The organism is Comamonas thiooxydans (assembly GCF_000964545.1).
GTDB classification, from domain to species: Bacteria; Pseudomonadota; Gammaproteobacteria; order Burkholderiales; family Burkholderiaceae_C; genus Comamonas; species Comamonas thiooxydans.
This window is the reverse complement of the sequence record NZ_BBVD01000003.1, coordinates 115,049-128,160: the sequence shown is the minus strand read 5'-3', so window position 1 is coordinate 128,160 and position 13,112 is coordinate 115,049. Positions and strand designations below refer to the sequence as shown.

The following is a 13,112-nucleotide window of genomic DNA, read 5'->3' as shown; positions in this document are numbered from 1 at the left end:
CGGCTCAGGGGGAGCTTACAAGCCCAATTCCAGGGCCAGCAGTTCCTCCACCGTCTGGCGACGGCGAATCAGCTGGGTCTGCGCGCCATCGACCAGCACTTCGGCGGCCAGCGGGCGGGTGTTGTAGTTGCTGGACATGGAGCTGCCATAGGCGCCCGTGTCGTGAATCACCAGCAGGTCGCCCACGCTGGCGCCGGCCAGCGAGCGCGGCAGCACCACGCCGCCGTCGCCCTGGGTGAAGACATCGCCCGATTCGCACAGTGGGCCGGCCACCACGCTGTCCTGCGCGGGCAGGTTCTGGCCGTCGCGGCGCAGCACTTCCATGCCGTGGTAGCTGCCGTACATGCTGGGGCGCATCAGCTCGTTGAAGCCGGTGTCCACCAGCACGAAGTGGTTGCTGCCCGCATTCTTGGTGGCGCGCACGGTGCCCAGCAGCACGCCGGACTCGGCCACCAGGAAGCGGCCGGGCTCCAGTTCCAGACCCAGGCTGTGGCCCACGATGCCTTCTGCCTGCTTGCGCGCCGCATCCCACAGACCGTGGTAGTGGTTGGTGTCGATGGTGGCATCGCCAGCACGATAGGGGATGGACAGGCCGCCGCCGGCCGAAATCGCATGCAGGTCCACGCCCGCCGCCTTGGTGCGCTCGACCAGCTTGACCATGGCGCCGCAGACTTCCTGCAGATGGCCGTAGTCCACGCCCGAGCCGATGTGCATGTGCAGGCCGGCCAGCACCAGGCCGCCGGCCTTGATGGCGTCCAGCGCGGCTTCGAGTTCGCTGTGCCAGATGCCGTGCTTGCTGTGCTCGCCGCCGGTGTTGGTCTTGTTGCTGTGGCCGTGGCCGAAGCCGGGGTTGATGCGCAGCCAGACATGGTGGCCCCTGGACACGGCGGCCAACTGGTGCAGCATGTCGATGGAGCCCGCGTTCACAGGCACCTGGTGCTCGACCACGGTGGCCAGCGTGGCTTCGTCCATCACGTCGGCCGTGAAGACGATGTCGGCAGGCTCGCCGAAGCCGGGCGTGAAGCCCGCCGCCAGTGCGCGCAGGACTTCGCCGCGCGAGACCGCATCCACCTTCACGCCCTGCTCGCGCATGAGCTTGAGGATGTGAATGTTGGAGCAGGCCTTCTGGGCAAAGCGCACGGTGTCGAAAGCCTTGAGCTGGGCAATGCGCTCGCGGATGGTGGCGGCGTCATACACCCACAGCGGCGTGCCGTACTGGTCGGCCAGGTTCCAGAGCTGTGCGGGAGAGAAGGGGTTTGCCATGGGTGGTCTCTTGAAAGGGAATAGTTCAGCGCATCATGCATGCGACTATCTATTCAGTCCAATAGCTTGATTTTTGAAGATCATTCAATATTGATATGCTTTTGGTATGACCGATTCAGAAGCTTCTCAGCGCATCACCCATCGCCATATCGAGGTGTTCCGTGCCGTCATGACGGCCGGCAGCGTCACGGGTGCGGCGCAACTGCTCTATACCTCGCAGCCCACGGTGAGCCGCGAGCTGGCTCGCATGGAGCAACTGCTGGGCTATGCGCTGTTCGAGCGCGTGCAGGGCCGGCTGCGTGCCAATGCACGTGCCTTGCTGCTCTGGGACGAGGTGCGGCGCAGCTGGCAGGGCCTGGAGCGCGTGATCGACCGCGCCGTGGAGCTGGGGCGCCCGCAAGGGGCGAGCATCAGCGTGCTGTGTCTGCCAGCCCTCAGCCACGCCTTGCTGCCGGGCGCGCTGGCGCGTATGCAGGCCAGTCACGGCGCAGTGGCCGTGAGCGTGAGCACCCAGGAGGCACCGCTGCTGCAGGAATGGATGGCGGCCCAGCGCTTCGATCTGGGCCTGTCCGAGCTGGCCGATGCGCCACCGGGCACACGCAGCCAGCCCTTGCCTGCCATGGACGAAGTGGCCGTGTTGCCTGCCAGCCACCCGCTGGCGCAGAAGGCGCTGCTCAGCGCGCGGGACTTTGAAGGCGAATCCTTCATCAGCCTGGCGCGCGACGACCCCTACAGGGCGCAGATCGATGCGGTGTTTGCCCGCGCCGGCGTGCAGCGCCGGCTGAGCCTGGAGACCGCCAGCGCCGTTGCCGTCTGCGCCATGGTCCAGCACGGCCTGGGTCTGGCCATCGTCAACCCGCTGACTGCGCGGGCTTGTGCCGGCCCGCAGCTGGTGGTGCGGCCGCTGGCGTTTTCGATAGCGTTTCAGGTGCATATGCTGCTGCCGCTGCACCGGCCTGCCGATGCGGGCCTGCCCTGGCTGACGGCGGCATTGGAGCAGGAGGCACTCAGCCTGCTTGGGCACAGGCGCTGAATTCGGCGATAGGGCTTTCACAGGTGAGCTTGCGCAAACTTCTATGTTGCAGTGCACAATAAAACGCCTGAATGCAAGGAGTTACACATGCCTGAATCCGCCATCCCCCACCGCACTGCCAGCGAACTGCTGGACATCAGCATGGCCGTGCCTCAGGTCATCAACCACCGGCTCACGCGCATGGCCCTCAGCGGTCCGGTGCTCTCTGCGCGCGACCAGAAGGAGTTCACGCGCATGGTGGTGGAAAAGCAGGTCGCCTTCAGTCAGGCCTGGCTGACCATGGGGGCCGAAATGTTCAAGGTGCAGCAGCAACTGTGTCTGGCCTGGATGCGCAACCCCTGGACCATGGGTCAGAAGCTGCCCGTGGCGGCCGACAAGGTGGCGGCCAGAAGCCTGGCGCCGATTCGCCGCAAGGCCGTGGCCAATGCCAAGCGCCTGTCGCAGACCAGCCTGAAATAAGCGGCCACCAGCCGCCAAACCTAGACCCTGATGCGTTCTATCAGTCGTTGACTGGCCTCGTCCAGCCCCGTCAGCTCCACGTGGCAGCCATGCTGGCGCAGGCGCTCCATCACCTTGTCCAGCGCGCCCACGGCGGTGATGTCCCAGAAATGCGCGCCACCGACATCGATGCGGGCCTGCTTTCCGGCTGCGGCACGCACGTCGAAGGCTTCGATCAGAGCATCGGCAGAGGCAAAAAACACCTGGCCGCTCACCGTCCAGGTATAGAGATCGCCAGCCTCGTTCAGGCCGCCCTGGACCTGCAGCATATTGGCCACCTTGAAGGTGAAGAACACGCCCGAGAGCAGCACGCCCGCCACCACGCCGGCGGCCAGATTGTGGGTGGCGATGGTGATGACCACCGTCACCAGCATCACCGAGCTGGACAGGCGCGGGTGGCGCACCAGATTGCCCAGCGACTTCCAGTCGAAGGTCGAGACCGACACCATGACCATGATGGCCACCAGAGCAATCACCGGTACCCGGGACACCCAGGGCTTGAGGGCGACCATGAGAATCAGCAGAAACACCCCGGCAAACAGGGTGGACAGGCGGCCGCGGCCGCCGTATTTCACATTGCCCACCGCCTGGCCTATCATGCCGCAGCCCGCAATGCCGCCGAACAGGCTGGCCGAGACATTGGCCAGGCCCAGGCCCGTGCACTCGCGGCTCTTGTTGCTGGGCGTGCCCGTCAGGTCGTCCACCACGGCTGCCGTGAGAACCGACTCCAGCAGGCCCACCATGGCAATGGCCAGGGCTGGCAGGGCGATGATGCGCAGCGTCTCCAGACTCGCAGGGATTTCGGGCAGGGCGAACAGCGGCAGGCTGTCCGGCAGATGACCCAGATCGGCCACAGTCTTGAGCGGCAGACCCATGAAGCTGGCGAGCAGCGTCAGCACCAGCACGCAGATCAGTGGTGAGGGAATGGCTCCCAGCGCCTTGAGCTGCAGCCTCTGTCCCAGCCAGGGCAGGCCGTAGATCAGGGCCAGGCCCAGGGCCAGCATGGCCCAGGTGGCGGTGTTGGCTCCATGCAGATGCGGCAGCTGGGCTGAAAAGATCAGAATGGCCAGCGCGTTGACAAAACCCGTGCGCACCGAGCTGGAGACAAAGCGCACCAGGCTGCCCATCTTGCACAGGCCGAAGGCGATCTGCATGGCACCCGCCAGCAAGCCTGCGGCCAGCAGATATTGCAGACCATGCGATGCGACCAGCGGAGCCGCCACCAGGGCCACCGAGCCGGCCGCTGCCGAGACCATGGCCGGACGTGCGCCGAAAACGGCAATCACGATGCTGATGATGAAGGAGGCATACAGCCCCACGGCCGGGTCTACACCCGCGACAAAGGAAAAGGCAATGACCTCGGGAATCAGCGCAAACGTGGCGACGGCGCCGGCCAGCAGCTCGCGCGGTACGCTGGGCGCCCATTCGGCGCGCCATCGGCTCATGGAAAAATGGGGATTCATATCGCAGCAGCAAGTGATGCGCTGCCTGTGCAGAGCAGGCAGCGCCGGTGGGCGATATTAAGCAGTGCCCAGGACTTTTGCTGCGCGAGGGTCAGGCCGGGCGCTTGAAGCACACCATCTTGGGCCTGAAGCGCTGCAACACCTCGCCGCGCTGGTTTTTGGTGTGGGAGAGCACGCGCACCAGGGCCCGGTTGGGTTTGGACTGGGAAGGAATGATCTCCACGATTTCCGACTCGACCTGCAGCACGTCACCAGGGCGTGTGGGCTGGGGCCAGGCCAGCTCTTCCATGCCGCCACCGATCACGCCGTCGGCCAGGGGAATGCTTTGCGTCACCAGCAGCATGCTGATGGAGGCCGTATGCCAGCCGCTGGCGGCCAGGCCCTGGAAGAAGGTGTGCTTGGCGGCTTCGGGGTCGAGGTGAAAGACCTGGGGGTCGAACTGCCTGGCATAGGCAATGATTTGCGCTTCATCCAGCGGGTAGCCCTCGCTGACGAACTTCTGGCCCACGTACAGATCATCGAGATACAGTTTTTCGCTCATTTGGCTCCTCGTTCCTTCTTGTGTGGAGTAGCCGGCAGTATGCGCGGCAGCGGCCCTGGCTGCTGTTGCCAAGGTGCCAGAGCGCTATGCTCGGGCCCATGAATTTCGAGTTTGAAGATTCCGAGGTCGCCGCAATCAGCCTGCAGGACGGCGCATTGCAGATCCGCTTTTCCGCCGCCCGTCTGTATGACGGCGACAGAGCAGGCGCTGGCGAGGGCCTGTGGCAGCCGTTGCTATTGATATGCAAGCACATTGCGCTTACTGAAGAAGCTTCAGAGGCTGATTTGACTCCAATCCTGGCTGCCGTGGGCCGTGTCCGGCAAGCGCAGCTGCATATTGCTGGTCAGCGTCTGCGCAGCCTGCCCCTGCCTTTTGTCAGCGATGCCGATTTTGTGCTGGAGCTGGAAATGGGCAGCGGCCTGTTCTGCCGCTTGCAGGGCCGGGGCCTGGAGTTGAGGGCACCGGCAGGCCAATGCTCCGTGGACTCCTACCAGTGCTGAGAGCGCTACTAGCCTCTGCATTGTTCTTGATGCCTGACACTGGCGCGGCCTGAATCAGAGACACGGGGCAAGGGCCTGATCCTGGGTTGGCCGCGCCACAGCGGGTGTGCCGCCCGTTGCCCACATGCCCCGCCACAAAGCGCCTAAGAGGGGCTAGAACTCCAGGTTGTCTATGAGCCGGGTGCTGCCCAGGCGTGCAGCGCCCAGGGCCACCAGATCGCCGCTGCGCGCATCAGCAGGCGCTTGCAGATCGCTGCGCTGGCGCACGCTCAGATAGTCGGGTTCCCAGCCCTTGGCACGCAGCGCGGCCATGGCCTGCGTTTCGAGGTCGGCCAGATTGCCGCCCTGGCGTGCGGCATCGGCCAGTGCCTTGAGCGCCTGCGACAGCGCCATGGCCTGCACACGCTGCTCATCGCTGAGGTAGCCGTTGCGCGAGCTCAGTGCCAGGCCGCTGTCGGCGCGCGCCGTGGCGCAGCCGATGATCTCTATGGGCAGGGCGAACTGCTGCACCATGCGGCGGATCACCATCAGCTGCTGATAGTCCTTTTGCCCGAAAACGGCCGTGCCGCCGCCCGTGGTGGCAAACACGGCCTGGAACAGCTTCATGACCACGGTGCAGACGCCGGTGAAGAAGCCGGGGCGGAACTGCCCTTCCAGAATGTCGGCCAGCTGCGCATCGGGCTGGATCTTGAAGGTCTGCGGTTCGGGGTAGAGGTCTTTCTCCCTGGGGGCGAAGACGATGTCGCAGCCCTCGGCTTCCAGCTTGGCGCAGTCGGCATCGAAGGTGCGCGGGTAGCTGTCGAAGTCTTCGTGAGGCAGAAACTGCAGACGGTTCACGAAGATGCTGGCCACGGTCACATCGCCATGCTGGCGGGCCTGGCGCACCAGGGAGAGATGGCCCTCGTGCAGATTACCCATGGTGGGCACAAAAGCAGGGTGGCCGCGACCGGCCAGGGCAGCGCGCAGGTCGGCGATGGTGTGAACGATTTGCATGACTCAAACAGTGGGGAAAACAAAAACAAAAGCCCGGACTTACCAGGCGTGCAGGGCATTGTCGGGGAAGCTGCCATTCTTGACGGCCTGCACATAGGCTTCCATGGCGCCCTTGACGCTGCCTGCATCGGCCATGAAGTTGTGCACGAACCTGGCCATCTTGCCCAGGTTCACGCCCAGCATGTCGTGCAGCACCAGAACCTGGCCGGCCGTGCCATTGCCCGCGCCAATGCCTATGGTGTGGCACAGTGGCAGCTCTTCGGTCAGTTGGGCGGACAGGGCTGCGGGCACCATCTCCAGCACCAGCATGGCGGCCCCGGCGTCCTGCAGCTCCAGCGCATGCTGGCGCAGCGTGGCCGCTGCCTGCTCGTCCTTGCCCTGGACGCGGTAGCCGCCCAGTGCATGCACGGTCTGCGGTGTCAGTCCCAGGTGGGCGCAGACGGGCACGCCGCGATCGACGAGAAAGCGCACGGTGGGAGCGGTCCAGCCACCGCCTTCGAGCTTGACCATATGGGCGCCGGCCTGCATCAGCTGGCAGGCGCTGCGCATGGCCTGCTCGGGACTTTCTGCATAGCTGCCGTAGGGCATGTCGGCAATCACCCAGGCTGTGGCCTGGGCGCGATGCAGGCCGCGCGTGACGCTGGCCGTGTGATAGGCCATATCCTGAAGCGTCACGCCCACGGTGCTGTGCAGGCCCTGGCAGACCATGCCCAGCGAGTCGCCGACCAGGATGCACTCCACCCCGGCCGCGTCGGCCACTGCGGCAAACGTGGCGTCATAGGCCGTCAGCATGGTGATTTTTTCACCGGCCGCGCGCATCTGGGCCAGGCGCGGCAGGCTGACGGGGCGGCGCTGGGGCTGGGGCGAAGAGGGGGGGATGGTGCCGTAAGGCGTGCCGGTAGCGGTCATGGGATGTCTCCTGGTCTTGTCTATGGCTGGGCCCCGCAGAAAAGCCTGCAGGCAAATTTGCCCGCGAGTCTATGCGATGCTGCGCTGCAGCGCCACGTTGAAAAAGGGTATGGCTGCTGTCGGCCACCTTACTATGCTGTGTGGCCATGCATTGCATGGCCCTGCGTTTTGCGGCCTTCCATTTCTTTTTGCACAAGGTTGTTCATGTCCATGGTCGAGCCTCAGCTGTCGTCGGTTTCTTCCCCTGTTTCAGCCGTGGCCTGGCAGGGGCTGCGCAGCGTGAGCTGGCTGGAGTCGCTGTCCGACGAGAGGCTGTCCGTGCTGGCGGGGCAATGCCTTTGGCACCGGCTGGAGTCGGGACAGGTGCTGCACGGGGCCTATACCGATGAGCGCATGTACATGCTGATCAACGGCCAGCTCAGTGTCGGCAGCTACAGCACCAGCGGGCGGGCCATGATTCTGGGTTATCTGGAGCCCGGTTTCTTTTTTGGTGCTTTCGCGTCCAAGCCTCTGGTCAAGCATGTGTCCGTGCAGGTGCAGGCCACGCATGAAAGCCTGGTGGCATCGCTTTCCAGTGCAGAGCTCGAAGCATTGATCATGAGCGATGTTCTGGTCATGCGGGCCGTGGTTCAGCGGCTCAGCGAGCTGGCCGGGGTGCTGGCACGGCGTGTGGTCAGTCTGGGAACCCTCACGGTGCGAGGCCGCCTGCATGCCCAGTTGCTGGAGCGGGCCGAGATGGCGGGAATCGAGAACGACGAGGCCCTGCTGTCGCCAGCTCCGCGCCAGAACGATCTGGCCTTGATGCTGGGCACCAGCCGCGAAGAGGTCGCACGCGAGATGTCGCGGCTCACGCGCCTGGGTCTGCTCAGACGTGAAGGGCGCAATCTGCGTCTTTGCCGCGTCGATGGCCTGCGGCTGTTGCTCGAAGAAGCGCATTGATTTTTCGCAATGTGAAATGAGTTTTTGCGTGAGAAAACGCACAGACGGCTCGTGGGGGCCGGGCGCATAGTTCAGTCGTGCAGCACGCGGCAGGTCTTCTTTCCGCCGCTGCGCCGTTGAAAGGATTGAAAATGCGCTCCCTCACCCGTTTGTTGACCGCAGCTGTGCTGACCGCCAGCGCCGCGGTTGCCATGGCTCAAGACCTCCCCCAAACTTCCGTAACCTCCAGCAAAAGTCGTGCCGAAGTGATGGCCGACCTTGAGATGTACCAGCGTGCAGGTCTGGGTTATATGCCCACGCCTGCGGCTTATGTCGAAACAGAGTTCAGCACCGAGTACCGCAAGGCTTATGCCGAATACCAGCGTCTGCTGGCCAGCCCCGCCTACACGGCTGCCGTGGCCAAGTACCAGTCGCAACTGGGCGGCAAGTAACAGAGTTCTCTCTTAGCCACCCGACAGAGGTGGCCTATTGGTGGATGCGCGCTGAGGGATTCCTTCAGCGCGTTTTTTTATGCCGGCAATGCCAGGCTGATGGATATAGCAAGTTTGATAGCATTCGGCGCATATTGATAGTGTGCTTGCAGGTGATCTGACTTGAAAACCGTTCTTGATTTCACCGCTCCCTGGCAGACGGGTGCTGCCCGTTTGCAGCATGGCTTTGGCGAGCCCGAGAAGGTCTTGCAAGCGTATCGGCCCGAGGACGTACCTGCCGTGCTGGAAGCCGTGCAGCAGGCTGCCGAGCAAGGCCTGTGGTGCGTGGGCTGGCTGGCCTATGAGGCGGCCAGCGGGTTTGATCGCGCCTATGCCGAGGCCGTGCATAGGAATTCCACTGGCCAGCCGCTGGTCTGGTTCGGCCTGCATCGTGGGCCGCTGGCTGCCTGCGGGCAGAACCCGCCCGTGCCTTCTGCGGCAATACATTGGCAGACGGCTCTGAGCCGCGAACAGTTCGATGCCCATGTGGCGCGCATTCATGCGGCCATCGCGGCGGGCGACTGCTATCAGATCAATTACACGGCCCCCTTGACTGCAGAGCTTTCGGGGGAGAAAGAGTCCGACACTTCCGCCCTGGCCCAAGAGCTGTTTGCAAGGCTGCAGCAGGCCCAGCCCGGAGGCTATGCGGCGCTGGTCGACAGCGGCGACATGCAGGTGCTGTCGCTGTCCCCGGAGTTGTTTTTCGACTGGGACGGCGAGCGGATTCTGACCCGCCCCATGAAGGGCACGGCGGCGCGCGGCAGGACCCCCGAAGCCGATGCGAAGGCCGCGCAAACCATGCGCGAGTCGGCCAAGGAGCGGGCCGAGAACGTGATGATCGTGGACTTGCTGCGCAACGATCTGTCACGCATAGCCGTGCCGCACAGCGTGAAAGTGCCGCAGCTGTTTCAGGTCCAGGCACTGCCGGCCGTCTGGCAGATGACCTCGGATGTGGTGGCACGCACGCGCCCGGATGTGCGGCTGGTGGATGTATTCAGGGCGCTGTTCCCTTGCGGCTCGATCACCGGGGCGCCCAAGCGCCAGGCCATGCGCCTGATTCGCGAGCTGGAGCCCGAGCCTCGTGGTGTCTACTGCGGTGCGCTGGGCGTGGTGCGACCCGGGGCCAAGCCGGGGAGTATTCATGCAACTTTCAATGTTCCCATTCGCACAGTGGTGCTCAGGAATGGGCGCCTGAGCTGCGGCATAGGCAGCGGCATCACGGCCAGCGCCAATGCGGCCGATGAATGGATGGAATGGCAGCACAAGCAGGCTTTTCTAAAGGTGCTTGAGCAAGGTGTTGGAGCATGAACACGAATCTTGAAATTCTCGAAACCCTGGCGCTCAAGGATGGCCGCTGGCAGAACTGGGCCTTGCACTGGGCCCGCTTGCAGATTACTGCACAGCATTTTCGCTATCCCTTGATGCAGATGCAGCTGGAGTCCGATATGGAGCGCATGGCCAGTCAGACGCATTCCATGGGCGACTGGCGCGTGCGGCTGGCGCTTTCGATCACCGGTGAAGTGCAGATCACGGCCGAGCCATTGCCGCCCTCGGTCCAGCCGGTGGCGCTGCAGCTGGCGCATCAACCCATTGCAAACGCGGTGGCGCATAGTGATGTGGTGCGTTTCAAAACCTCGGTACGTCAGCATTACGACGCTTTCAAGCCCCAGAGCGCCGGCATTTTCGATATCGTGCTTTTCAACGAGGACGGTCAGATCACCGAAGGCACGCGCGGCAATATTGCCGTGCAGCTGGATGGGCGCTGGGTCACCCCGCCGCTGCAATGCGGGCTGCTGCCGGGCGTGGGGCGGGCACTGGCCCTGTCCCAAGGCCGGCTGACGGAGCAGGTGGTGACGCTGGAGCAGGCGCGTCATGCTAGCGGCTGGGCCTTTATCAATAGCCTGCGTGGCTGGCTGGATGCTCGTTTGATCGCCTAGGCCTGGTTTGTTATTGTGCTGACGTAAGCAACCTGGAGGAGTCTCAGCCATGGATGACGACGACTTTGATGCCCTGTATCTGGACCTGATGAAGGAATTCCTGGCCACTGCCACGCCCCTTCAGTGGCTGGCCGTGGTCACCACCATGAACTACGACAACGGCAGCGCGCTGCCCGACTGGATCAGCAAGTATCCCAAGCTGGAGCCGGCCGTTGCCAAGGCCTTGTACTGGTATCAGCAGCCGGGCTACTTCCAGCACTATGCTTCGCAGGACAAGGTCCCCAGCATCAACCGCTCAGGCTGGGCCCGTGTGCAGGCACTGAGCCAGCGCTTTGAACAGGGCAATCTTGCTCCGGCCACCATTGGCTGGGATCCGGCCAACGATCTGGCCTCGCCCACGGGCAATGAAAAGCATCCTGGCTATGACTGGACCAGCGAAGCCGTCAAGGGCGATGAAGCCAAATGGCAGATTCCGGCCATCATGCTGCAGGCCGTGCCCGGCGAGCAACCCGATATCTATGCCTATGTCGACGAGCATGGCTGGGAAGACGGCATGCCGCCCCATGTCCAGGAGGAGCTCAATGCCGCCATGGATGGGGACGAAGTCGAGGATGAGGACTGAGGCCCAGAGCCTGCGCGCGATGGCCTGGCAATGGTTGTAGCTCAGGGCATATGTAAGCATGCTTGCAACCCAAGCCCAGCGCCTGGTGAGTAAAAATAGCTCTTTGGGTATCTTCTGGCGATACCTTGTGAAGAAACTCTTGGCTTGAGAGAATGGATTTTCTACTATCCGTTCACCACAACTTTCGAGACAAGCTCATGAACTCTCAAGCCGTCACCAGCCACAAGCCTTCAACAGCCTTTGTCGGCGCATCCTGGGCCGCCTTGCTGCTGGGTGTTGTAGCCTTCATGGCCGGGCTGTGGAATGCAGCCATGCAGCTCAACGAAAAAGGCTTTTACTTTGCCGTGCTGGTGCTGGGCCTGTACTCGGCCATCTCGCTGCAGAAAACCGTGCGCGACAAGCTTGAAGGCGTTGCCGTGACCGGCATTTACTACGGCATCAGCTGGGTGGCGCTGATCATCGCGGTGCTGCTTCTGGGCACAGGTCTCTTCAACGCCACGTTGCAGCTCAGCGAAAAAGGTTTCTATGCCATGGCTTTTGCGCTGGCCCTGTTCGGTGCGATTGCCGTGCAGAAAAACACCCGCGACAGCCTGAGCGCCGACGATGGAGCAGCAGAGCGCAAGCGCGGCAAGAGCGAGCGCAGCGGCCCCGCTCTGGTGGTGACCGATCCCGCCAAGCCTGCCGATGTGCCTGAGCAGGTGGTCAATAACCGCTGAGTCGAAAAGCCGTTTGACGGCTGAACATCAGGCGCTCCTTTGGGGCGCCTGATTGTGTTGGCGCAGCTGCATTTGCTGCGCCACAAACTGCTTGAAGACTTCATGCAGTGTTGCATTGGCTGACCCATCTGCGGTCCAGTTGTGTAGCTGTGCCAGGGCCTGGGCCGCTGCCTCGAAGCTGGAGAGCTGCCCTGGCAGATGGGCCTTGCGGATGGCGTAGCCGGAGTCCTCCACATTTTGGAGGGGCAGGCGGGGCAGGGCTTGCAGTGCAGGATTGAGATAGAGCATCTTGCGGCTTTTGCGCCAGGTGCCGTCGATGACCACCAGCCGAAGGCGCTCTGGCGGCTGCGGCCAGGGCAAGGGTAGGGGGCTGGCCGCAGCCAGCCCCAGGGCGGCATCCTGCTCTGCGGTATCGGGGTAGAGCAGCAGGCTGTGGCGTGGCGCACCATCGGTATCGGCCCAGCTGGCCCAGCTTCCATGGAGAGCCGCTTCCAGCTCGGTGGCATCGAATTCCTCGCCCACCATGACCCGGCTATGCGGCAGACACAGATGCAGCAAATGCCCCGTGCCCTTGGCTTCATGCACTTCCATGGGATGCATGAGGATCAGCACTTCGGCCTGATGCGCGACCGCCTGGGCCAGCGAGCAGATGCAGGTACGCAGTGCTCGGTGACAGTGGGGGCAGCGGGGGCGAGGGTCAGGTCTGCTCATGGTTCAAGAGCTGTTTGTGCCTTTGGAGAAGGCAAGGCGATTTTTATTCAGGCCGATGTCCCTGAAACAGCAACGCCCGCAAGCATGGGCTGCGGGCGCTGTTGAGAGAGTCGTGAAGGACTTACAGGCGACCCTTGAAGTAGGTGGCCTTGTCCATATCGGATACGTCCACGCTCAGCTGCACCATCACATCGGCAGGCTGGGGCACGAGGCGGCTCAGGACTTCGGCGATGCCGTCCGACATCTGCTTCTTGGCTTCGGTGCTGCGGCCTGCCATCAGCTGCAGGTGTACATGGACAAAGCCGCGCTTTTCGGGCTGGGTGCCGATATAGACATGGTCCATGTTCAGGCGGGCAATACGGGCCTTCACATCGGCTTCATCGAGAACGGTGGGATGGGAGCAGACCACTGCGTTGATGTCGCGCATCAGTTCGCGCTCGTTCAGGCCGGTCAGGTTGTCGGTGTATTCAATATGCAGATGAGGCATGGAGTTCTCTCGCTCGGTGTTGGAGGCAAA

General features: G+C 63.4%; 16 protein-coding genes. 9 read left to right on the top strand and 7 right to left on the bottom strand.

Going from position 1 to position 13,112, the window contains the following annotated elements; all coding sequences use genetic code 11:
• Positions 1-15: 15 nt before the first annotated feature.
• Positions 16-1,263, bottom strand: a complete 1,248-nt coding sequence (gene lysA, locus Cth01_RS04320; RefSeq protein ID WP_045838597.1) for a diaminopimelate decarboxylase — start codon at positions 1,261-1,263, stop codon at positions 16-18.
• 106 nt (positions 1,264-1,369) lie between these two features.
• Here lysA and Cth01_RS04315 point away from each other — a divergent pair, with 106 nt between their 5' ends.
• Together Cth01_RS04315 and Cth01_RS04310 are read left to right on the top strand one after the other, a co-directional pair.
• Complete coding sequence (locus Cth01_RS04315; protein WP_045838596.1) at positions 1,370-2,296, top strand: LysR family transcriptional regulator; 927 nt, start codon at positions 1,370-1,372, stop codon at positions 2,294-2,296.
• A gap of 87 nt (positions 2,297-2,383) precedes the next feature.
• Entirely contained in the window at positions 2,384-2,755 is a 372-nt protein-coding gene (locus Cth01_RS04310; protein ID WP_003072662.1) for a polyhydroxyalkanoate granule-associated phasin, read from the top strand.
• 20 nt (positions 2,756-2,775) lie between these two features.
• On the opposite strand, the gene Cth01_RS04305 is transcribed toward Cth01_RS04310, so the two are convergent.
• Positions 2,776-4,257, bottom strand: coding sequence for a SulP family inorganic anion transporter (locus Cth01_RS04305; RefSeq protein ID WP_045838595.1), 1,482 nt, complete (start codon positions 4,255-4,257; stop codon positions 2,776-2,778).
• A gap of 91 nt (positions 4,258-4,348) precedes the next feature.
• Positions 4,349-4,798 carry a MaoC family dehydratase gene (locus tag Cth01_RS04300; RefSeq protein ID WP_012839648.1) on the bottom strand — a complete coding sequence of 150 codons (450 nt, stop codon included), beginning with the start codon at positions 4,796-4,798 and terminating at the stop codon, positions 4,349-4,351.
• Positions 4,799-4,896: 98 nt separating this feature from the next.
• Between Cth01_RS04300 and Cth01_RS04295 the strand changes: the two genes are divergently transcribed.
• Positions 4,897-5,298 carry a hypothetical protein gene (locus Cth01_RS04295; RefSeq protein ID WP_045838594.1) on the top strand — a complete coding sequence of 134 codons (402 nt, stop codon included), beginning with the start codon at positions 4,897-4,899 and terminating at the stop codon, positions 5,296-5,298.
• Positions 5,299-5,451: 153 nt separating this feature from the next.
• Here Cth01_RS04295 and panC read toward each other — a convergent pair whose 3' ends face one another.
• Positions 5,452-6,291, bottom strand: coding sequence for a pantoate--beta-alanine ligase (panC, locus tag Cth01_RS04290; RefSeq protein WP_045838593.1), 840 nt, complete (start codon positions 6,289-6,291; stop codon positions 5,452-5,454).
• Positions 6,292-6,330: 39 nt separating this feature from the next.
• Positions 6,331-7,200, bottom strand: coding sequence for a 3-methyl-2-oxobutanoate hydroxymethyltransferase (gene panB, locus Cth01_RS04285; protein WP_003065769.1), 870 nt, complete (start codon positions 7,198-7,200; stop codon positions 6,331-6,333).
• 204 nt (positions 7,201-7,404) lie between these two features.
• Between panB and Cth01_RS04280 the strand changes: the two genes are divergently transcribed.
• The 6 genes from Cth01_RS04280 to yiaA all read left to right on the top strand — a co-directional run bounded on the left by Cth01_RS04280 (position 7,405) and on the right by yiaA (position 11,884).
• The gene (locus Cth01_RS04280; protein ID WP_034355733.1) at positions 7,405-8,139 is read left to right on the top strand and encodes a Crp/Fnr family transcriptional regulator; all 735 of its coding nucleotides are present in this window, start codon (positions 7,405-7,407) and stop codon (positions 8,137-8,139) included.
• Between the two features lie 131 nt (positions 8,140-8,270).
• Positions 8,271-8,570, top strand: a complete 300-nt coding sequence (locus tag Cth01_RS04275) for a DUF4148 domain-containing protein (RefSeq protein WP_034355729.1) — start codon at positions 8,271-8,273, stop codon at positions 8,568-8,570.
• Positions 8,571-8,732: 162 nt separating this feature from the next.
• Entirely contained in the window at positions 8,733-9,917 is a 1,185-nt protein-coding gene (gene pabB / locus Cth01_RS04270) for an aminodeoxychorismate synthase component I (protein WP_045838592.1), read from the top strand.
• Complete coding sequence (locus tag Cth01_RS04265) at positions 9,914-10,546, top strand: aminotransferase class IV (protein ID WP_034355724.1); 633 nt, start codon at positions 9,914-9,916, stop codon at positions 10,544-10,546. The genes pabB and Cth01_RS04265 overlap by 4 nt, the downstream gene beginning before the upstream one ends.
• 49 nt (positions 10,547-10,595) lie before the next feature.
• Positions 10,596-11,168, top strand: a complete 573-nt coding sequence (locus Cth01_RS04260; protein ID WP_034355721.1) for a DUF4274 domain-containing protein — start codon at positions 10,596-10,598, stop codon at positions 11,166-11,168.
• A 197-nt stretch (positions 11,169-11,365) separates the two neighbouring features.
• Complete coding sequence (gene yiaA, locus Cth01_RS04255; protein ID WP_003065781.1) at positions 11,366-11,884, top strand: inner membrane protein YiaA; 519 nt, start codon at positions 11,366-11,368, stop codon at positions 11,882-11,884.
• Positions 11,885-11,911: 27 nt separating this feature from the next.
• Here yiaA and Cth01_RS04250 read toward each other — a convergent pair whose 3' ends face one another.
• Positions 11,912-12,595 carry a tRNA-uridine aminocarboxypropyltransferase gene (locus Cth01_RS04250; RefSeq protein ID WP_034377892.1) on the bottom strand — a complete coding sequence of 228 codons (684 nt, stop codon included), beginning with the start codon at positions 12,593-12,595 and terminating at the stop codon, positions 11,912-11,914.
• A gap of 121 nt (positions 12,596-12,716) precedes the next feature.
• On the bottom strand, positions 12,717-13,082 hold the full coding sequence (locus tag Cth01_RS04245; RefSeq protein WP_034355716.1) for a 5-carboxymethyl-2-hydroxymuconate Delta-isomerase: 366 nt from the start codon (positions 13,080-13,082) through the stop codon (positions 12,717-12,719).
• Positions 13,083-13,112 lie beyond the last annotated feature (30 nt).